The organism is Acinetobacter sp. 24-47-62, assembly GCF_056779765.1.
The window spans coordinates 177232-196955 of sequence record NZ_JBWYIN010000001.1; the positions used below are offsets into that span (position 1 = coordinate 177232).

Sequence of the window (19724 nt, forward strand, 5' to 3'; positions counted from 1 at the left end):
ATCAAAACACACATTTAACTGCAAAGTTAAATGTGTGTGAAGTCAAAAAAGGTTTTTTATGGTAATAAACCAATCACGTTAAGGCCTGCATTTTCCGCAAATCCAAACATTAAATTCATGTTTTGAACAGCTTGTCCTGCTGCACCTTTCACCAAGTTATCTTGGGCAACTAAAATGACTAACTTTGTTGGTTGTGGTTTATACAACGCAATACGTAAATCATTTGATCCACGAACAGAACGAGTTTCTGGTGAACTTCCTGCCGGCATAACATCAACAAACTGCTCGTTTTGGTAGAACTGTTCGTAAATTACTTGCAAATCGGCTTGCTGACCTGCTTCTGTTAAGTCGATATATATTGTAGATAACATGCCACGAATCATCGGCACCAAATGCGGAACAAAAAGGATATTGTCAAATACACCTTTCTGTCCCGATATATTTTCAAGCGCTTCAACAATTTCAGGATGATGGCGATGCCCTGCAACACCGTAGGCTTTGAAGTTATCAGCATTTTCAGTATAGATCATGCCTAAACTTGCTTTGCGTCCAGCTCCAGATACACCAGATTTTGCATCAATAATAATACTTTCAGGTTTTACCAATACTTCTGAAGATCTCAGTACAGGCGCCAAACCAATTTGAACTGTCGTTGGATAACAACCAGGATTACCAATCACTTGAGCTTGTTTAATTTTTTCACGATTGAGCTCAGAAAGCCCATACACTGAATTTTTAAGTAGATCTGGACAAGCATGCTCCATACCGTACCATTTTTCAAATTGCGCTAAATCCTGCAAACGAAAGTCAGCGGCTAAATCGATTACTTTTGTATTCGCTGCTACTAATTCTTCAGCGTGTTTCATCGCTACACCATGTGGTGTCGCAAAAAACACAACATCGCAAGACTTTAATAAATCTAAGCTTAAATCTGAAAACTCTAGATCGGTATGACCACGTAAACTTGGAAACATATCATCGACACGACGACCAGCCTCAGTACGAGAAGTCAGTGCTTTCACTTGAACATTTGGGTGTCGCAGCAAAAGACGCAAAAGTTCAACGCCTGTATATCCTGTACCACCAACAATACCAACTGAAATCACGATATCTACCTCTAAATGACTGTATTCGTTACAGGCAGTAGTATGACAGGAACTTGTGACTTTCTGAACCCTTTCATATGGGAATGCTGTTATTTTATAAGTTTAATAATTTAGATGGCTCTGTTAAGCATCTAATAAAGTCTATCATGTGACTTCATTGATTTTCTTGCCAACTCAAATAGCATAAATACAGTGCAAATATAAACTCTGGGAGAGCAAAAAATACGATCGGATCCTGTTTCACAACAAAAGGAGTTACCCCCCATACCGAACATAACCCTCCACTCACGGAAAGCAATTTAGAAATTCTTTTTTGATTTATCCATAAAGTTGCCATAATCGATAATATCAACCACGCTATAGCCCCGCCAAAAAGCGATAAATAGTTCGTCCAATGATAGTGAATAGGATTAATCGGGTTCAGTAGAATATACATGAGGATGCTATAAAGCATTAAAGCAGGTACAGACAAAATTAGAATCAAAAAACACACACCAGTTCGTCTTATGAGCATATTAGAGACAAACTAACCAAACAGAGCAATCATGATAGCCAAAATTTAGAATACCAGTCGCCAAATCAGACTAATTGACTAGCGCTAAACAATTGATTTTTTAATATCGACAAAGCAATCCCAGCATAATAATTAATTATGCATCCACCAATATGGCAACGGCGTTATTTTTAATTTTTTTCGGTTAAGTTTAAAATCTGGATCATACTTCGCCACTTCCGCCCAAAACTGAGCACTATGATCAAAATGCTTTGTATGTGCTAATTCATGCACACAAACATAGCGTGTTATTTCCTGAGGAAAAAGCACCAAAGCACTATTCAACATAATATCATGACGTGCTGTACAACTTCCCCACCGCGTTTTTGGCTGACGAATCTTACAGCCATGATAAGCTAAACCACACTGATCAGATACTTGAGCCAGATATACAGGCAGATGCTGTTTAGCATAATCAATAACAAAGGCTTTTAAATATTGTTCAGGCTGACGATCACTCACACACAGCTCATTCATCACTGAATCAAACTTATAGTTGAATTTCTGCTGAATATATTGAATTTGAATAGGATTTTCTAAATTAAATAACTGTAAAGATAAAGGTAAAACGCGATCAATCTGTTGAATTTTACTTTGTTGTGCCTGCCAAGTTTGAACGATCCAAGCTTCTGAATCTTGAACAAACTGTTGTATTTGTTTATGGGTACAAAACCATGGCGCAGTCACACGAATTGACGTTCCATCTATACGTAGACGTAGTCTTTTCGATCGAATACTTTTGGTGATTTCAATATCAGGAAGGTCGGATAAAGTCATTGTTATTCTTTAATTATTAAATCCCCATCTCCCCCCTTTAAGAAAGGGGGAAGAAAAGCCCCTCTATTTAAAAAGAGGGAGTTTAGGGAGACTAGCTCGTCAAGGAGTTAAAATTAAATCGCTGTACGCTCTTCAATACCGTTGTTGGTCGCAACAATCGCAATGTCTGCTTTATTCAAAGCAAAGATACCGTTGCATACCACACCAGGGATATCATTCAATGTTTTTTCAAGCTCAAGTGCATTTAAGATATTTAAGTTATGCACGTCTAAAATCACGTTACCATTGTCGGTCACTACACCTTCACGGTACGCTGGGTCGCCACCTAAAGAGACAATTTTACGAGCCACAGCAGAACGTGCCATTGGAATCACTTCAACAGGAAGTGGAAAATCACGCCCCAACTGATCTACCCATTTAGAATCATCTACGATACAGACGAATTTTTTTGCAATCGATGCCACGATTTTTTCACGTGTCAATGCCGCACCACCACCTTTGATCATGTGCATATGACGATCAATCTCATCTGCACCATCTACATATGCATCAAGACCACCCACTGAGTTCATATCTACCACTTCAATACCCAGCTTCTTCAAACGCTGCGCAGTCGCTTCCGAACTTGCAACTGCGGCTTCTAATTGAAGTTCAGGAAGTAAATCAATCAAAAAGTTAACAGTACTGCCTGTGCCTACGCCTAAAATGCCCCCTTTCGGTAAGTGTTTTAAAGCTGCTTGTGCTGCTGCTTGTTTTTTCTCATCTTGGGTTGCATATAGACTCATGACTTCACTCAACTAATTTGGACTTTTGCAGTTATTTTAAACCGCTAAGCCTTATGGTTTGTTACAATAAGCGCCTATTTTAAACTGTTAGATGGAAAATTAACATGCTGTCTCGTTTGGTTCGACAAATTTTACAAGCAACGGTATACGACGTTGCTATCGAAACCCCACTCGAAGCGGCACCACGAATTAGTGAACGTCTTAATAATAATATTCGTTTTAAACGTGAAGACCTACAACCCGTATTCTCTTTCAAACTCCGCGGTGCCTACAACAGAATCAGCCAACTTCCTAAAGCTCAACTAGAACGAGGTGTCATTACCGCTTCTGCTGGTAACCATGCTCAAGGTGTAGCTCTCTCAGGAAAAAAATTAGGAATTCGCGCGATTATTGTGATGCCTAAGACAACACCAGACATTAAAGTCCAAGCAGTAAAGCGCTTAGGTGGTGAGGTCGTACTTCATGGTGATTCTTTTGACATCGCAAATAAATACGCAATTCAACGTGCACAAGAAGAAGGAATGACTTTTATTCCGCCTTATGACGATGAACTCGTTATGGCTGGTCAAGGTACAATTGCCAATGAAATTTTACGTCAATGGCGAGATGTGGATTATGTATTCGTTGCCGTTGGGGGTGGCGGTTTGATTGCAGGTGTTGCTGCTTACCTTGGTGATGTTGCACCGCATGTAAAAGTTATTCCTGTGGAATATGACGAGTCAGCTTGTTTAAAAGCCGCTTTAGAAGCAAATCAACGTGTGATTCTTCCTTCAGTTGGTTTATTCGCCGATGGTACAGCTGTGGCGCAAATCGGTGAAAAACCTTTTGAAGTGATTCGTCTGCAAAAATCTGACAATTCAGGTCCAATCGTAGAACCAGAAGTTGTTCTTGTGAATACTGATGAAATATGCGCAGCAATTAAAGACACCTATGATGAATGCCGTAGTATTGTTGAGCCGTCAGGTGCGATGGCACTTGCAGGGATTAAAAAATATGTGGCTGAGCACGGCTTAGAAGGTAAAAACATCGTTTCAATTGTATGCGGTGCAAATATGAACTTTGACCGTTTACGTTATATTGCAGAACGAACTGAATTAGGTGAACGTAAAGAAGCTATTTTTGCTGTCACGATTCCTGAACAAAAAGGTGCATTCCTCAATTTCTGTCGTGCCCTTCAAGGTCGAAATATTACTGAATTCAACTACCGTGCAAGTAGTGCGACTGCAGCGCAAGTATTTGTTGGAATTAGTTTAAAAAGCGGCGAAAAAGAACGTCAAGAAATATTCGAGACATTAAAGTTTCAGTATGATGTGGATGACTTATCTGACGATGAAGTTGCCAAATTACATATTCGCTACCTGATCGGTGGTCATGCTGATATTGAAAATGAACGTTTATTCCGCGTTGAATTTCCTGAACGTCCAGGTGCATTATTAACATTCTTGGAACGTCTTGGTCCAACGCATAACATTACCCTGTTCCATTATCGTAATCATGGTGCGGCTGAAGGTCGTGTATTGGTTGGACTCGAAGCTGAAGATGCACAACAAAACCCTGATGGTTTAGTTGAAACGTTAGAAAGTATCAATTATCCATACGAAGAAATTACCAATAATCTTGGTTATCAACGTTTCCTCAAATAAAATCAATACAGCCTGTCATTTTGACAGGCTTTTTTAATTCAATAATTGATATACAATTAAAATCGAAAGATAGAAAAAACGATCACTTTAAAATTTTAGATATTAAGATAAATCATGCAAATATGGTTCAGTTTTGTAGTAATTCCTTTTCTCATGTGGATCATCTTTTCCGCACTTCTGTTTATTTCGAAATATCTATATCCTGAAGTTACCACCTTAAGCAAATTCCTCGAAGTTTTTATTTTTTTAGGTTATGCAGCACTACCCTATATCATGTTGGGATTAGCTCCTATTTATCGTTATCGTATGACGTTGATATATATGATGGCAATTGTGCTCATGACAAGTTTCGCTCATGCTAACTTTATGATCGATCATATTCATTTAACTTATATTTACTTAGCACTTTCATGGACATTGATTTCAATTACGATTTACTATTTTTATAGCGATCACAAATAATCCTCAACAAATGAATTGAATCAACTCAGATCAACAAGATAAACTCACTCAAAGCGAAATTAAAATCAAATCATTACTTTCTGATCTTTTAAATTTTAGGATATTCAATGGCGCTATTTGCAGTAATTGGCTTAGGCAGCTTTGGCGGTACAGTTGCATTAGAACTCACTCAATTAAAACATGATGTGATTGGAATCGATACTGAAAAAAAATACGTTGAAAATATCTCTGATAACATCAGTCATGCTGTCATCGCCGATGCCACAGATGAACATGTACTTCGAGAACTGAATGTACAGAATTGCGATGCCGTCGTTGTCGCAATTGGAGAAGATATTGAGGCCAGTATTCTATGTGTCCTCAACCTTAAAAATTTAGGCGTAGAAAAAATCCTAGTAAAAGCAAAATCGAAAGCCCATCATATGATTTTGACGCATCTCGGTATTGGTCAAATTATTCATCCAGAAGAAGACATGGGTATTCGCGTTGCACAATCATTAAGCTATCCAATGGTTAGACGCTATATGGCGTTGAATGATGACCGTTATATTGTCAAAGTGGAAGTGGGTGAAAAACTACAAGGTGTAGAATTTAAAGACATCATGGAACATAGCGACGGCGTACAAACATTATTATTACAACGTGGCACACATGTAATTTATGACATCGCACCTGGTACATTACTGCAAAAAAATGACATTTTAATTGTTGAAGGTCCTGTCAATCTTTTACGTAAACTCTCATCGAGATTTATTTCGAAATGATGAAATTTTATGATCAATTGATCAATAAAAAAATGCAAAGTATTAATTTGAGTCCACCAAGTTTGCTTGCTTTGGGCTTTCTCAGTTTTATTATCATTGGAACATTACTGCTAAAACTTCCCTTTGCTCACGAAGGAAATGTCTCTTGGCTAGAAGCCTTATTTACTGCCACATCCGCAGTGACAATTACGGGACTTTCTGTGGTCAATATTGGCGAAGCATATACGACTTTTGGTCAGTTCATCATTATGCTACTCATCCAATGTGGTGGCTTAGGGTTCATGACCTTCGCAATTTTGGCTGCTTTAAGCCTTTCCACTAAACTCGGTTTAAAGCAACAAGTGATGGCTCAAGAAACAATTGGTCAAACCAGTTTAGCAAGGGCCTCTTTCACTATTAAAGCCGTCTTATTGTATTCTCTATTTTTCGAAGGGATTGGAACATTCATCCTGACATTTACGTGGCTTCAATACTACGATTTTAGTGATGCTCTGTTTTATGCAGCCTTTTACAGTATCTCAGCATTTAATAATGGTGGTTTCTCTCTTTTTCCAGACAGTTTAATGAGCTTTTCAGGTCAATATGCTGTAACTCTGACCATCAGTATGTTGTATATCATTGGTGGAATAGGTTTTGTGGTACTTATGGATATCAAACGCGCTCATAAGTGGAAAAAACTCTCAACCAACAGCAAACTCATTCTTTCTACCATCGCAGGACTCAATCTATTTGCCTTTATTATGATTTGGTGTTTAGAAGCAAATAATCCATTGACCCTCGCCCCAATGTCAATTGGAGACCAAGCATTAAATGCTTGGTTTCATGCCACAGTACCGCGATCCTCTGGATTTAATAGTATTGATATGGCCAGTATGAGCGATCCAGCAACCTTGGTGACTATGCTATTAATGTTTATTGGAGGCGGATCTTTAAGTACTGCTGGTGGTATTAAAGTAGGTACATTTATTATTGTTGTATTGAGTGTGATCACGTTTTTGAGACGAGCTGACGAAGTCACTGTTTTTAAACACTCGATTCCCGCAACGGTCACCTATAAAGCTCTTGCGGTCATTAGCATAACTGCTATGCTCATTTTCATTGGTTTCTTTACGCTGTTAATTTTAGAGCCTAATAAACGTTTTCTAGATTTACTATTTGAAGCTGTTTCCGCGGCTTGTACAGTCGGATTATCTAGAGGTATTACTTCAGAATTACAACCTGCAAGTTTATATATGCTCATGATACTGATGTTTGCGGGTCGTCTCGGTCCTTTGACATTGGCTTATTTAATTGCAACCCCTAAAAAAAGCAGGTTGAGTCATCCTAATGCTGAAATCCAAGTGGGTTAGATAGAATTCACTTGGATCTAAGGTGAAGTTGATCGATAAAACACGAACCAATCCAAAATAGATCGGATGTTTATAGCCATAAGTGCGTTTTATGATAGCCATGATTTCTTTATGCAAAGCATTGAACTTATCATGAATTAACACAAACTTAGAACTTTGCAATCAATAACCCAATACAAAGAAATTAAAAGACTCAAGGTAACTCCAAGTCTTTTCACCATATGCGTGTGATTAAAAAAATTATGATTGGAAACCAATATAACGATTGAGGTTTTCGACACCCAATGCAACTTTATAAATTTTAAACTGAGCTAAATCAGAACGTGTAATCTCAGTAAACACATCCGAGTTTTCATCATCTGCATGAATTTCATCTACTGTGCGAGGCATAGTTGCTTCAAATTCATCTGAAATAAATTCAAATCCCAAGTCCATAGCAATAAACAATGTATGATCACAAGGTTGAATATATTGCTCTTCATTCCAGTCGATAACAGCGTGTTGACAATGCGGGCACTGTACATTTTCTTGAGGATCTTGAAGTTCAATTGTTGTATAAGCCATGTCAACCTTAAGTATTACGTGCTATAAAACATAAGTTTAACCATTGCTTTTAGATTTTTAAATAGCCCTCTTTATTCATTACTACATATAACAACCTTAGATTTTAGAGAAAACACAGCAACTCAATTGACTATTCAGAACAATAATGTATTTTTTAACAAAACGTCGCATATATGGAATGAATCCATGCTTTCAGATTTAGATGATTTTTATTGCTTTGCCCTTGTTGTCGAACATGGTGGTTTTAGCGCTGCCGAGCGAGCAACTGACATTCCCAAATCAAAATTGAGTCGACGTGTTTATAATTTAGAAGAAAATCTCGGTGTAAGGCTTATTCAACGTAGTTCACGTCATTTTGCTGTCACTGATATTGGGATGAACATTTATCGCCATGCGCAAGTAATGATGAATGCTGCCCAATCTGCTCATGATTTGGTAGATCATTTAAGTGAACAACCAAGAGGCTTAATTCGTGTCAGTTTACCCGTATCAATTGCCCAGCATGAAATGACCAAAATACTGCCAAATTTCCTTAAGCAGTATCCTGAAATCAAAGTTCAATTGATGGTTACTAATCGACGTGTCGATATCATCAATGAAGGAATTGATTTAGCGCTTCGTGTTCGCTCAAGTTTGGATGATGACCCAAGTTTGGTCATTCGAAAATTTGAAAATATTGAACAACATCTTTTCGCCAGCCAGGCTTATCTCAATGAATTTGGATCTATCAAAAAACCTGAAGAACTCTCAAATCATCGAATATTAAGTATGGTTGATGAACATACTGATCAACAACTCGTACTACATGATTCAAACAACAAATCGATTAAAGTCAAAGTGAGTTCAGTCGTGATGGGCTCTGACTTACTTATGCTTGCACAACTTGCAAGTGACAATTGTGGGGTAGCATTACTCCCAGACAGTATTGTTGAAGATTATATTAAAGATGGGCGTCTTGTTAAGGTTCTGCCTAACTGGAATGCACCACACGGTATTTTTCATGTGGTTTACCCTTCTCGCCGTGGTTTATTACCAGCTGTACGTGTGTTCATCGACTACTTAGTTGAGCACCTCACCAAAAGATAGTCACAACAGCACAAAGATTTAGAAGAATGTTGGCTTATTATTTGCTACCATTCACTCTGCTTTGTGCTAGTTTTTTTAGATTTTTATGACTTCTATTTATCAACAACAACTTGATGCAAAAATTGAACGTATCCGCAATCAATTTGCTGAATATCAACCACCTGAACTAGAAGTTTTTTCATCTCCTGAAAAACATTTCCGTATGCGAGCTGAGTTCCGTATTTGGCATACAGAAGATGATATGTTTTATGCCATGTTTGAACGCGCGGAAGATGGTATTCAAAAGAAAGTTGTACGTGTTGATGAGTTTCCAATCGCGGATAAATCTATTAATGATTTAATGCCAGTTCTCCTGTCTGAACTAAAATCAAATGCAGTGCTCTCTAAGCGTCTGTTTGAAGTACATTTTCTTTCTACGTTGAACGGTGAAATGCTGGTTTCATTGATTTATCGTTGTCCGCTTGATCAAGACTGGGAACAACTAGCAAAAAATTTATCTTCAAAACTCAATATTAAGATTATTGGTCGCAGCCGTGGTCAAAAAATTGTATTGACGGATGAATATGTAGTTGAAGAATTACAAGTATTTGACCGTAAATTCAAATATAAGCAAATTGAAAGTAGCTTCACGCAACCAAATGCGCAAGTTTGTCAAAAAATGCTGGAGTGGGCATGTAATGCAGCTCAAACCAGTGATAAAGATCTTTTAGAGCTTTATTGCGGTAATGGTAATTTTACCCTTCCATTATCGCTAAAGTTTAATCGCGTTCTAGCAACAGAACTGGCTAAATCATCAGTTTATGCAGCGCAATGGAATATTGAGCAAAATCAAATTAATAATATTCAAGTTGCTCGCCTTTCAGCTGAAGATTTTACCTTAGCATTCAATGCAGAACGTGAGTTTAGACGTTTACAAGAAGCCAATATTGATATTCAAAGTTATGACTTCGATACTGTATTTGTAGATCCACCTCGTGCAGGCATTGATGATGATACCTTGAAGCTACTTCAACACTTTAACCGTATTATTTATATTTCATGCAATCCAGATACTTTGCACGACAATTTAAAGATGTTATCGGGAACTCATAAAATCACTAAATTTGCGCTGTTCGATCAATTTCCTTATACCCACCATGTCGAGTCAGGCGTTCTTTTAGAGAAAATTTAAACAATTTATTTCTTACTAAATGGACAGTTCTTACACTGTCCATTTTTTATTCTTTTTGAATTTCACTTAGAAATCATATAAATAAAGAAATATTTAATTTTTCAATGTCATAATTTCGTTAAACTTTAGGTTTATCATCGAAATATTTATTTTAAAATGAGCCTTAAATCACGGTTACAAACTTGCATTAAATTTTAAATCGACTATATTTCGACCTATCTTTGGTTGCAAATGAAGGCTCTATGAGTTTTTGGCAAAAGCTGTTTTCATCAGATTCGCAGCAGAACGAGCATAAAAATCAAATTGCTTGTGTTGAAAATGATTGTTCATGTAAGACTAACGATCAGTTGATCGAGGCTTTACAAAAGGCATCAGATGAAGATGTAATCCGCGGAATCAAAAAAGTTCTTATTTCGCGTGGCTATTCAAAAAAAGATCTTACTGATTTATTGAGTAACAAAATCACCCTTCAGTAAAGAAAAAAAGCACTGCATAGACAGTGCTTTTTTTATGATAAATTTTCTGTTCAATTTAAAAATGTTCAATTAAGATAAGCTCATAGGATAATTAAAAATACATTTGGGGATTCAATGAAAAATATTCTATTCATTATTTTAGGGGCGACTTTCATATCGCTTAGTGGTTGTACTAAGCTACCTTCAGCATGTGAGGAAGTTTGGGGCAACATTGAAAAATTAGCGAAAGAGAGCGGTATTCCTCAAACTGCCATAGATCGTCAAAAAATCGAGTTTGAAGAGCAAATTCAACAGCTTCCTAAAGAAGATGCAATTAAAAATTGTGAAGCACAAAATGCTTTCTTCTCATAACTTCATTTGACTTGAATAAAAAATTTAGGCACCTTTTTTAGGGTGCTTATATTGTATTTATACCTCATTATTTATTTCCAATTCGGTTATACTGTGGACTCTCTTTCAATAAATGTACATCTGTAAAGTTATTGGAATATTTTATAAATGCGGCATAAACACGTCAAAACATTCCCTCTTGGTGCTCACTTAATTGTTAAGCATTTTGGTTATTCACATCATGGTATTTATGTGGGTAAGGGTCGTGTTATTCATTATTCAGGTTTTGCTCATCTCTTTAAAAAACATCCGATCGAAATTACATCTCTGCAAAAATTTGCACATGGCAAAAAAATTACGATTCGGCATTATAGCACCCCCAAATATTCAGGTCGTGCTGTCGTAAGACGAATGCGCTCTCGAATGCATGAAAATAACTATCATCTCATTATTAATAATTGTGAACACTTATGTTCTTGGGCGATCACGGGCATCGAAAGTAGTCCACAAGTCATCAAAATGATGAATAGACTCACCACTATTGGTTATATCAGCTCACTCATGAGCTACTTAAATAGTCTTCTTTTAACTTTAGCAACCACCTGTTTTGCTTTGGTATTTTATATTAAGAAAAAGTTAAATGATCAGCGCAAACTGAAAGGCCCTGTGTATATCGCTTTACAGCAACATCAGAAACTAAAGCAAAAAAAAGCCCCGCTTAAGCAGGGTTTCGAGGAAAACAAAGTTTCAAATTAACCTTTCGGTTGAATTAAATATGCGCTTGAAAATCCAAATAGTCAAATATATATTTGAAATATAATGTTATTTTAGTTTTTATTTATAACTTATTAAATTATTCTTAAATACTCACCTTTATCTAATCATGTGAATTTAATCACAAAAATTATTTATTAACCTAAATTTGAATAAAAAAAAGCCTGAATCAATCAGGCTTTTTTTGATATTACCAAACTTTATTTTGCAGGCTTAAAACTATCTTTTAAATCCAAAATACGGTTAAAGACAGGTTTTTCAACAGTATGATCAAATTGATCAGCGACAAAATAACCTTCACGTTCGAATTGGAATCGATCTTCAGGTTTCGCTTGAGCTAAAGCAGGCTCAATTACCGCTTGAACAATTTTTAGAGAATCTGGATTTAAATTCGCTAAGAAATCATCGTCCGCATCAGGTGCGGCTTCAGTAAATAGACGATCATAAATACGAATTTCAGCAGGAATCCCTTTATTTGCAGATACCCAATGAATAACACCTTTGACTTTACGACCTTCTGGATTCTTACCTAAAGTATGCGGATCGATAGAGCATTTAAGTTCAACAACTTCGCCATTTTCATCCTTAATCACTTCATCACATTTAATCACATAAGCATGACGTAAACGGACTTCACCACCAGGAATTAAGCGTTTAAACCCTTTAGGCGGCTCTTCCTCAAAATCTTTACGATCAATATACAATTCAGAAGTCAGTGGAATTACACGATCACCCATATCAACATTTGGATGGCGTGCGTGTGTTAAATCCATATCCTCTGGAAGGTTGGTCAATGTCACTTTAAGAGGATTCAGTACCGCCATACCACGTGCAGCAGTATTTTCTAATGATTGTCGAATGCAGAATTCAAGCATTGCAACATCGACAATACCATCAGTTTTAGATACGCCCACACGCTTACAGAAATCACGTAAGCCTTCTGGAGTAAAGCCACGACGACGCATTCCCACGACTGTAGGCATACGAGGATCATTCCAACCATTGACGTAACCACCTTCGACCAGCTTACGTAATTTACGTTTTGAGGTGATGGTGTAATCAACATTCAAACGGCTTGATTCGTACTGGCGTGGAACTGCTGGAGAATTTACCTTAGCGACAACCCAATCATAGAACGGTCGATGGTCTTGGAATTCAAGCGTACATAACGAGTGCGTAATGCCTTCAATCGCATCAGACAAAGGATGAGCATAGTCATACATTGGATAGATTTTCCACGTATCGCCTGTTTGATGATGCTCAGAATGTAAAACACGGTAAAGAATTGGATCACGCATATGTACATTCGGTGATGCCATATCAATCTTGGCACGAAGTACTGCTTGGCCTTCTCCAAGCTCACCATTACGCATTTGTTCAAAACGTGCTAAGTTTTCTTCAACCGTTGCATCACGTTGCGGAGAATTTTTACCTGGTTCTACAAAATTTCCACGATTCAGCTTAATTTCTTCAGGAGATTGCAAATCGACATATGCATCACCTTGTTTAATTAATTGAATCGCCCATTGATACAATTGATCAAAGTAACTTGATGCGTAGCGTGGTTCACCATTCCAGTCGAAACCGAGCCATTTAACATCGTTCGCAATACCATCTACATATTCTTGTTCTTCTGCATCTGGATTTGTATCGTCAAAACGAAGATTACATAAACCAGAAAATTCTTCTGCAATACCAAAATTCAGGCAAATCGCTTTAACATGTCCAATGTGTAAATAACCATTAGGCTCTGGTGGAAAGCGCGTCACGACTTTATCTGTACGCCCTGCTGCAAGATCTTCTGTAATTACTTGACGTACAAAGTCTAAGCCCGGTTGTTGTTCTTGCTGCGCAGCATCGACTGATGGATTGTTAGTCGTCGGGGTATTTGGCAGGGATGAAACAACATCATTCGGCTTCATAGTTGATAAATCACTTCTATAAGATAAAATAGGATAATTAAAACGCTATCTTCATATTATTAACAAAGAAAATAACGTTTTTGCTTGCCTTGTAGTTTACAGTTTGCTTATGCTTCTCTCAACCACAAACCCATGGCTTTTTGTCCATGATCAGGAGATTATAGAATGAGTTTTCCTCAAGTCGAATTAAACACCAATAAAGGACGTATTGTTCTAGAGCTTAACTCTGAAAAAGCACCTAAAACTGTTGCTAACTTTTTAGAGTACGTTCGTGATGGTTTTTATGATGGCGTAATTTTCCACCGTGTAATTGACGGTTTCATGATCCAAGGCGGTGGCATGGATGAAAACTTCAAAGAAAAAGCAACTCGCGATTCTATTGAAAATGAAGCTGACAACGGTTTAAGCAATGACGAAGGTACGATTGCTATGGCACGTACTCAAGCTCCTCACTCAGCATCTGCACAATTCTTCATTAACGTGAAAAACAATGCTTTCCTTAACCATACGGGTAAAACAGCTCAAGGTTGGGGTTATGCAGTATTTGGTAAAGTTGTAGAAGGTATGGACGTTGTTAATGAAATCAAAAGTGTTCGCACTGGCAACCGTGGCTACCACGCTGACGTTCCACTAGAAAACGTTGTGATCGAATCTGCTAAAATTCTCTCTGAATAAGAAACCTACTCCCTAACTTATTAAGTTTTCAAGCACTGCTTTAAAACGAATATCATGTTCAAGGGATCGTTTCCCCATCTAAAGTTGATGGGGATGTAGGCAAATAAGGAATATTAAGTGACCTATCTGTTTATTTCAGATTTACACCTGTCACCTGAACACCCTCGACTCGTTCGAGGGTTTTTAGATTTATTAGATCATTATCAAGACCAGCAAACCCAACTCTATATTTTAGGTGATTGGTTTAATGCATGGATTGGTGATGACTATACAGCTCCTTGGCTCGATGAAATCGTTGAACGCTTAAAAAGATTTACTGCACAGGGAAATCAAGTTCTATTTTCTGTCGGCAATCGTGATTTTGCGCTGAATCAATTTTTTTTAAATAAATTTGATGGCATCTTATTGTCCGAAGTCTCTAACTTAAAAATAAATGACGTCCAAATTCGTATAGAACATGGTGATTCGCTATGTACAGACGATGTCGCCTATCAACGTTTTAAAAAAATAATCAGAAATCCACTCCTCATTTGGATACTGCGGAAAACCCCACTTTCTTTTCGTACTCAACTTGCAAATGGATTTAGAAAAAAAAGCCACGAATCAAAAGAATTTAAATCTTATGATGTCATGGATGTAAATCAAGATGCTGTCCACGATGCATTGAAAGAAGTTGATTTACTAATTCATGGTCATACGCATCGCCCTCAAATCCATATCTCTCAAGATAAAAGAAGAATTGTCTTAGGCGACTGGCGTTTGGATCAAGCTCAAATTTTGGAAATTAATCAATCGAAATTCTCTAAGCAGTCAATCAATGATCTGACACTGAAAACATGGTCTTATTAGTTCCTCTATTTTTATAATGATCTCATCAACCTTTAAATTGAAATTTCACTCAATGTTTGAATATTAATCAGTATGTTTTGCTTTAAGTTTTTCTGCATATGATAATAACGACTCAATTCAATTCGTGAGTTTGTCATGTCTAATTTCAGCAATATTACTGTTCAACACCATGAAGATGATAAAGTGTCATTATTAATCGATGGTAAAGCAATCTCTGAACGTTATGATGTACGCCTAGATGCCACAATTATTGATGAACTCAAAAATCTTGCTGATGGCGCCGCATTGACAATCTTTGAACAATTTATATTTTCCCATCAAGATCTCAACTTTGAGCATTCATATCAATATGTGACTAACATCGTAAACCATAATAACGATTACGAATTGATCACCCACCTTGTCTACAAAATTAAGGCCGCAGACCAAGCACCGATCGAACATAATATCAGCAAGAATGGTCAACCTATGACTGAAGAAGATGTGCACGCATTTATCAACCAACAAATTGCAATGTCATTAGAAAAATATACTGATTTAAAATATGCCTATTGATTTAAAGACAAGTCAGATTTTTCATATCATTTAGCATCAACTATAGAAAATATTTAAGTTCAGAGTCATTTAAAATTTTTAGATGAATATATTGTGAATAATCGGAGGATAATATGGATTTGTTAAACATCTCCCAATCTCGCTACACCACCAAAGCATACGATTCTTCAAAAAAGATCCCTCAAGAAAAGTTTGAAAAATTATTGGAATCTTTAAGGCTCGCACCTTCGTCTATCAATATTCAACCGTGGCATTTCTTTGTCATCGAAACTGATGAAGCCAAACAGCGCATTGCTAAAGCACTGGTTGGTAAGTATGTTTATAATGCACCCAAAGTCCTTGAATCTTCACACACCATTCTGTTTTGTACGCATAAAGACATTACAGACTCTCATCTAGATCGATTATTAAATCAAGATGAAATCAGTGGTCGTTTTAAAGATGACCAAGCAAAACAAGCTCAAAAAGATACGCGCTTAGGCTATGTTGATTATTATCGCAACGAAAAAGGCGATATCCAGCGCTGGTCTGAAAATCAAACTTTTATTGCACTTGGGCAAACCTTATTTGCTGCAGGTTTAGAAGGTATCGATGCCACTCCAATTGGAGGATTCGATGAAAAAATTATCGCTGAAGAGTTAAATCTTGACGCAAAAGGCCTGATTCCATCAGTGCTATTGGCACTTGGTTATCGAAGTGAAAAAGATTTTAATGCCAAATTACCTAAATCTCGTTTGAATGCAGATCAAGTTTTCACTCGACTATAAATGTATTTGCCACAATAGTTTTCACGCTATTGTGGCTTTTCATTAAGCCGCTATTTTCTGTGAAATTTCTAAACAGATCATTGCAGCAGTTGCAGCTGACAGCGTCCAACCCAGATGCCCATGACCGGTATTATAAAAGACTCTCGGATGCTTCCCTTGTCTTACCACTGGCATCATATTCGGCATCATCGGTCTTAATCCAGCCCAAGGGACACAATGCTCAGTTGAAATATCAAAATTACGATTCACCCAATGAACCAAAGGTTGTATGCGATCCATACGGATGTCTCGGTTATAGCCATTAAATTCTGCAGTACCAGCAATTCTTAAACGATCTCGACCTAATCTCGACGTCACAATTTTTGCACTTTCATCCAATAAACTTACCCATGGTGCATGTTGTTGGCTATGTTCATCATTCAACTGAACTGTAATCGAGTACCCTTTTACTGGATAAACATTGACACGATCTCCAGCCTGTTGTGCTAAATGATAGCTTCCAACTCCACCACAAATGACCATTGCATCAGCTTGAATAAATCCATCGGGTATATCTCTACTTTTAGGATCACAAGCGCGATATTTAGCTGAAACTTGTTCTGTTGAATGATCCAGATTTAAATCTTCAACTTCTACACCGTATAAAAATTTCCCACCTTTATTCGCCACCACTTGGGCTAAATGCGTGGTGTATTTGTGTATATCTCCTGTGGCATCGTCAGGACAATAAAAACCACCGTAATATTCTCCCTTCAAACTTGGTTCAATACTGTGAATTTCTCCATTTGTAACAGCGTGACGCTCTAATCCACCTTTGCATAACAAATCATTCACTCTTATTGCTACATCATAATCCTGCTGATTATGATAAAAGTGCAAAATTCCACGCTTTTCCAAATCGAATTGAATATTTTCTTTCTGTGCAATTTCGAATAGCCGTTTTCTTGCCAATAATGCCAGCCTTACCGTTTCTTGTGTGTTGGCTTCGTAATGCTTGATATTACCCATAAATTCAATCAGCCAAGCGTATTTATGCAAATCAAAAGATGGGTTGAGTAATAATGGTGCATCTTTTTGGGTCATCCACTTGATACCCTTCAGTACCGTTGCTTTCTGATTCCACACCTCTGCATTACATGCAGAGAGTTGACCTCCATTCGCAAATGAAGTCTCCATTGCTGGGTATAAGTTTTTATCAAGAATCGTGACTTGATAACCAAGTTCTAACAATTCGTAGGCAGTGGTTATTCCTGTAATGCCAGCACCAATCACCATAATATGTGACATAAAAGCTCCTTGAAAATTTTATATTTTCAATGCCCCATCTGTCACGGTACCTGAGAGCTTCGGAAATCTTCATAACATATGATTATTTCCATCCCCTTCGGTGAGTCTAAACATCATTAGACTTCTCTCCAGATGATTGAGAATAATTACAGTCCTTTTGCCTGAGAGATTCCGGGGTCGTTGCTCCTTCGGCGGATCTACAGAAGACCTCTCTCCTGCAATATTCGTTTAATTCTTATTCAGCAATTAATATGCCATAGTTAATTTTTTTATACATCTACGAAAATCAATTTTAAAAAATATTTTTATACAAATGGATAACCAAGTTTAAGACAACAGCTAAGACAGGAATTTTTAGCTTGGGAAACGTTACAAAGATCATTGTTTAGCTCAAATTTTCTCTACCATCGATAAAATTTAGTTATTACAAAAAAATGAGGAAATAAGTTAATTTTTTTAGAGTTACTCTCTCAAATAGCATAGATCAACCTCCATCTACACTTTCATCTTCTTCAGCATAAAAGTGTAATGACTGATTAGAGCAATCATTGAAGCTCAAAGTTTCAATAGATGTGAGAGTAAGCAGAATGTGAGTTGAAAATTTGCTGTCAACCCCAGATGTTTTAGCGATGAGTATGTATAGACATTACAATGCCCATACCTGCAAGCGTTGCAATGACTGCCGTACCACCATAACTCATGAGTGGTAATGGATCACCCGTTACTGGAAGTATTCCACTCACCATTCCACTGTTCAAAAACACAAAGAAAAAGAAAGTTAAACCTGCCGCACCCGCATAAAGACGTCCAAAATTATGGAAGCTGTTCATGGAAATAATCAAACAACGAATAATGATCGCAGCAAAAATAACAAATAATACGAACACACCAAAAAAGCCAAATTCCTCTGCATAAGCAGACATAATAAAGTCTGTATGATGTTCGGGGAGATAACCTAAATGAGACTGTGTTCCTTCATTAAAACCTTTACCAAATAGTCCACCAGAACCAATCGCAATTTTAGACTGAATGATATTCCACCCTGCACCTAGCGGATCTGATTCAGGATCAAATAAAGTTAAAATTCGCTTTTTTTGGTATTCCTGTAGAAAGAAATTCCATAATAATGGTGCAACCACTGCAAACCCAGCGACCACAGCCCCAATCAAACGCCAAGAAATACCACTTAAAAAAATGACAAAAATTCCGGGAATAATTAATCCAATGTTTAAGTCAGGCTGTAATGCGACTAAAACAAAAGGAATCATCATCAGAAATAATGCAAAGAGAATATGCATAAATTTGGGTGGTAAAGTCCGCAGACTGAAAAACCAAGCCATCATGAGTGGCATCGTAAATTTCATAAATTCACTGGGCTGCACACTCCCTAATCCAGGAATAGAAATCCAGCGTTTTGCGCCTAAGCGGACATCACCAATTAGCAATACCAAAAGCAGAAGCACAATCGAAAATGCATACAGATAAGGACTGACAATTTGATAAACTTTTGGAGGAATTTGTGCACAAATAAACAGCAAAATAAAACCGATACCAAAACTGGTCGCCTGACGAATCACCATGCTTGAATCATGATTGGTTGCACTATAAACAACCATGAGTCCAAAAGCTGCGTTTAATATCAAAAAACCAAGTAACCATGGATCTAAATGTAATTTAGTCCAACGTGACGAATCATGTTTGATTGTTCGTCCATCTCTCAAGGCATGACGCAAAAAACGGTACTGTTGTGAAGGTATCATTGGCTGAATTGCATATTCTAAGTGGCGTTATTATAAGACAATGTTTTGGCTATTTAAGCAAAGTCCCAA

At 37.2% G+C, this 19724-nt stretch carries 20 protein-coding genes and 1 riboswitch; of the genes, 13 read left to right on the forward strand and 7 right to left on the reverse strand.

From position 1 onward, the window contains the following. Positions 1–56 precede the first annotated feature (56 nt). The 3 genes from argC to rpiA form a co-directional block, all read right to left on the reverse strand. Positions 57–1106 carry an N-acetyl-gamma-glutamyl-phosphate reductase gene (gene argC / locus AC1M87_RS00955; RefSeq protein WP_481589944.1) on the reverse strand — a complete coding sequence of 350 codons (1050 nt, stop codon included), beginning with the start codon at positions 1104–1106 and terminating at the stop codon, positions 57–59. Positions 1107–1752: 646 nt separating this feature from the next. Next, positions 1753–2436, reverse strand: a complete 684-nt coding sequence (locus AC1M87_RS00960) for a M48 family metallopeptidase (RefSeq protein WP_481592684.1) — start codon at positions 2434–2436, stop codon at positions 1753–1755. A gap of 113 nt (positions 2437–2549) precedes the next feature. Continuing rightward, on the reverse strand, positions 2550–3221 hold the full coding sequence (gene rpiA / locus AC1M87_RS00965; protein ID WP_481591051.1) for a ribose-5-phosphate isomerase RpiA: 672 nt from the start codon (positions 3219–3221) through the stop codon (positions 2550–2552). Positions 3222–3325: 104 nt separating this feature from the next. On the opposite strand from rpiA, the gene ilvA reads away from it, so the two are divergent. From ilvA to AC1M87_RS00985, 4 genes are all read left to right on the forward strand, one after another. Next, positions 3326–4864 carry a threonine ammonia-lyase, biosynthetic gene (gene ilvA / locus AC1M87_RS00970; RefSeq protein WP_481592685.1) on the forward strand — a complete coding sequence of 513 codons (1539 nt, stop codon included), beginning with the start codon at positions 3326–3328 and terminating at the stop codon, positions 4862–4864. Positions 4865–4978: 114 nt separating this feature from the next. Beyond that, positions 4979–5326 (forward strand): hypothetical protein, encoded by a 348-nt coding sequence (locus AC1M87_RS00975; protein ID WP_481592686.1) that lies wholly within the window; start codon positions 4979–4981, stop codon positions 5324–5326. 107 nt (positions 5327–5433) lie between these two features. Next, positions 5434–6090, forward strand: coding sequence for a potassium channel family protein (locus tag AC1M87_RS00980; protein WP_035263698.1), 657 nt, complete (start codon positions 5434–5436; stop codon positions 6088–6090). After that, on the forward strand, positions 6090–7439 hold the full coding sequence (locus tag AC1M87_RS00985) for a TrkH family potassium uptake protein (protein WP_481592756.1): 1350 nt from the start codon (positions 6090–6092) through the stop codon (positions 7437–7439). The genes AC1M87_RS00980 and AC1M87_RS00985 overlap by 1 nt, the downstream gene beginning before the upstream one ends. Before the next feature lie 240 nt (positions 7440–7679). On the opposite strand, the gene AC1M87_RS00990 is transcribed toward AC1M87_RS00985, so the two are convergent. Continuing rightward, complete coding sequence (locus AC1M87_RS00990; RefSeq protein ID WP_481592687.1) at positions 7680–8003, reverse strand: hypothetical protein; 324 nt, start codon at positions 8001–8003, stop codon at positions 7680–7682. Positions 8004–8189: 186 nt separating this feature from the next. Between AC1M87_RS00990 and AC1M87_RS00995 the strand changes: the two genes are divergently transcribed. From AC1M87_RS00995 to AC1M87_RS01015, 5 genes are all read left to right on the forward strand, one after another. Next, on the forward strand, positions 8190–9089 hold the full coding sequence (locus AC1M87_RS00995) for a LysR substrate-binding domain-containing protein (protein WP_481592688.1): 900 nt from the start codon (positions 8190–8192) through the stop codon (positions 9087–9089). A gap of 85 nt (positions 9090–9174) precedes the next feature. Next, positions 9175–10260, forward strand: coding sequence for a tRNA (uridine(54)-C5)-methyltransferase TrmA (gene trmA, locus AC1M87_RS01000; protein WP_481592689.1), 1086 nt, complete (start codon positions 9175–9177; stop codon positions 10258–10260). Positions 10261–10502: 242 nt separating this feature from the next. Beyond that, on the forward strand, positions 10503–10736 hold the full coding sequence (locus tag AC1M87_RS01005) for a hypothetical protein (RefSeq protein ID WP_035263705.1): 234 nt from the start codon (positions 10503–10505) through the stop codon (positions 10734–10736). Between the two features lie 114 nt (positions 10737–10850). Next, positions 10851–11087 carry a hypothetical protein gene (locus AC1M87_RS01010; protein ID WP_481592690.1) on the forward strand — a complete coding sequence of 79 codons (237 nt, stop codon included), beginning with the start codon at positions 10851–10853 and terminating at the stop codon, positions 11085–11087. A gap of 147 nt (positions 11088–11234) precedes the next feature. Beyond that, the gene (locus tag AC1M87_RS01015; RefSeq protein ID WP_051586486.1) at positions 11235–11822 is read left to right on the forward strand and encodes a lecithin retinol acyltransferase family protein; all 588 of its coding nucleotides are present in this window, start codon (positions 11235–11237) and stop codon (positions 11820–11822) included. A gap of 218 nt (positions 11823–12040) precedes the next feature. Here the strand turns inward: AC1M87_RS01015 and AC1M87_RS01020 are convergent, their stop codons facing one another. Beyond that, complete coding sequence (locus AC1M87_RS01020; RefSeq protein ID WP_481592691.1) at positions 12041–13762, reverse strand: glutamine--tRNA ligase/YqeY domain fusion protein; 1722 nt, start codon at positions 13760–13762, stop codon at positions 12041–12043. A gap of 165 nt (positions 13763–13927) precedes the next feature. Here AC1M87_RS01020 and AC1M87_RS01025 point away from each other — a divergent pair, with 165 nt between their 5' ends. The 4 genes from AC1M87_RS01025 (at position 13928) to nfsB (ending at position 16608) form a co-directional block, all read left to right on the forward strand. Continuing rightward, positions 13928–14437, forward strand: a complete 510-nt coding sequence (locus AC1M87_RS01025; RefSeq protein WP_481591059.1) for a peptidylprolyl isomerase — start codon at positions 13928–13930, stop codon at positions 14435–14437. Positions 14438–14554: 117 nt separating this feature from the next. Then, complete coding sequence (locus tag AC1M87_RS01030) at positions 14555–15286, forward strand: UDP-2,3-diacylglucosamine diphosphatase (protein ID WP_481592692.1); 732 nt, start codon at positions 14555–14557, stop codon at positions 15284–15286. A 135-nt stretch (positions 15287–15421) separates the two neighbouring features. Next, positions 15422–15841: a hypothetical protein gene (locus AC1M87_RS01035; RefSeq protein WP_481592693.1), complete on the forward strand. Its 420-nt coding sequence runs from the start codon at positions 15422–15424 to the stop codon at positions 15839–15841. Between the two features lie 113 nt (positions 15842–15954). Next, on the forward strand, positions 15955–16608 hold the full coding sequence (gene nfsB / locus AC1M87_RS01040; RefSeq protein WP_035263717.1) for an oxygen-insensitive NAD(P)H nitroreductase: 654 nt from the start codon (positions 15955–15957) through the stop codon (positions 16606–16608). 42 nt (positions 16609–16650) lie between these two features. Here the strand turns inward: nfsB and AC1M87_RS01045 are convergent, their stop codons facing one another. Continuing rightward, a complete protein-coding gene (locus AC1M87_RS01045; protein ID WP_180027790.1) occupies positions 16651–17895 on the reverse strand; it encodes a D-amino acid dehydrogenase in 1245 nt (414 codons plus the stop codon). 139 nt (positions 17896–18034) lie between these two features. Next, positions 18035–18123: riboswitch (glycine riboswitch) on the reverse strand. A 395-nt stretch (positions 18124–18518) separates the two neighbouring features. Then, positions 18519–19655 (reverse strand): rod shape-determining protein RodA, encoded by a 1137-nt coding sequence (gene rodA / locus AC1M87_RS01050; protein ID WP_092766373.1) that lies wholly within the window; start codon positions 19653–19655, stop codon positions 18519–18521. Positions 19656–19724 lie beyond the last annotated feature (69 nt).

Bases quoted from the DNA above. Each gene is read 5' to 3' on its own strand.
- nfsB (WP_035263717.1), top strand. From the start codon at position 15,955: ATGGATTTGTTAAACATCTCCCAATCTCGCTACACCACCAAAGCATAC.
- AC1M87_RS01015 (WP_051586486.1), top strand. From the start codon at position 11,235: ATGCGGCATAAACACGTCAAAACATTCCCTCTTGGTGCTCACTTAATT.
- AC1M87_RS00990 (WP_481592687.1), bottom strand. From the start codon at position 8,003: ATGGCTTATACAACAATTGAACTTCAAGATCCTCAAGAAAATGTACAG.
- AC1M87_RS01025 (WP_481591059.1), top strand. From the start codon at position 13,928: ATGAGTTTTCCTCAAGTCGAATTAAACACCAATAAAGGACGTATTGTT.
- AC1M87_RS00980 (WP_035263698.1), top strand. From the start codon at position 5,434: ATGGCGCTATTTGCAGTAATTGGCTTAGGCAGCTTTGGCGGTACAGTT.
- AC1M87_RS00985 (WP_481592756.1), top strand. From the start codon at position 6,090: ATGAAATTTTATGATCAATTGATCAATAAAAAAATGCAAAGTATTAAT.
- AC1M87_RS01005 (WP_035263705.1), top strand. From the start codon at position 10,503: ATGAGTTTTTGGCAAAAGCTGTTTTCATCAGATTCGCAGCAGAACGAG.
- ilvA (WP_481592685.1), top strand. From the start codon at position 3,326: ATGCTGTCTCGTTTGGTTCGACAAATTTTACAAGCAACGGTATACGAC.
- AC1M87_RS01010 (WP_481592690.1), top strand. From the start codon at position 10,851: ATGAAAAATATTCTATTCATTATTTTAGGGGCGACTTTCATATCGCTT.
- AC1M87_RS01035 (WP_481592693.1), top strand. From the start codon at position 15,422: ATGTCTAATTTCAGCAATATTACTGTTCAACACCATGAAGATGATAAA.
- rodA (WP_092766373.1), bottom strand. From the start codon at position 19,655: ATGATACCTTCACAACAGTACCGTTTTTTGCGTCATGCCTTGAGAGAT.
- rpiA (WP_481591051.1), bottom strand. From the start codon at position 3,221: ATGAGTCTATATGCAACCCAAGATGAGAAAAAACAAGCAGCAGCACAA.
- AC1M87_RS01020 (WP_481592691.1), bottom strand. From the start codon at position 13,762: ATGAAGCCGAATGATGTTGTTTCATCCCTGCCAAATACCCCGACGACT.
- AC1M87_RS00995 (WP_481592688.1), top strand. From the start codon at position 8,190: ATGCTTTCAGATTTAGATGATTTTTATTGCTTTGCCCTTGTTGTCGAA.
- AC1M87_RS00960 (WP_481592684.1), bottom strand. From the start codon at position 2,436: ATGACTTTATCCGACCTTCCTGATATTGAAATCACCAAAAGTATTCGA.
- AC1M87_RS00975 (WP_481592686.1), top strand. From the start codon at position 4,979: ATGCAAATATGGTTCAGTTTTGTAGTAATTCCTTTTCTCATGTGGATC.
- AC1M87_RS01045 (WP_180027790.1), bottom strand. From the start codon at position 17,895: ATGTCACATATTATGGTGATTGGTGCTGGCATTACAGGAATAACCACT.
- trmA (WP_481592689.1), top strand. From the start codon at position 9,175: ATGACTTCTATTTATCAACAACAACTTGATGCAAAAATTGAACGTATC.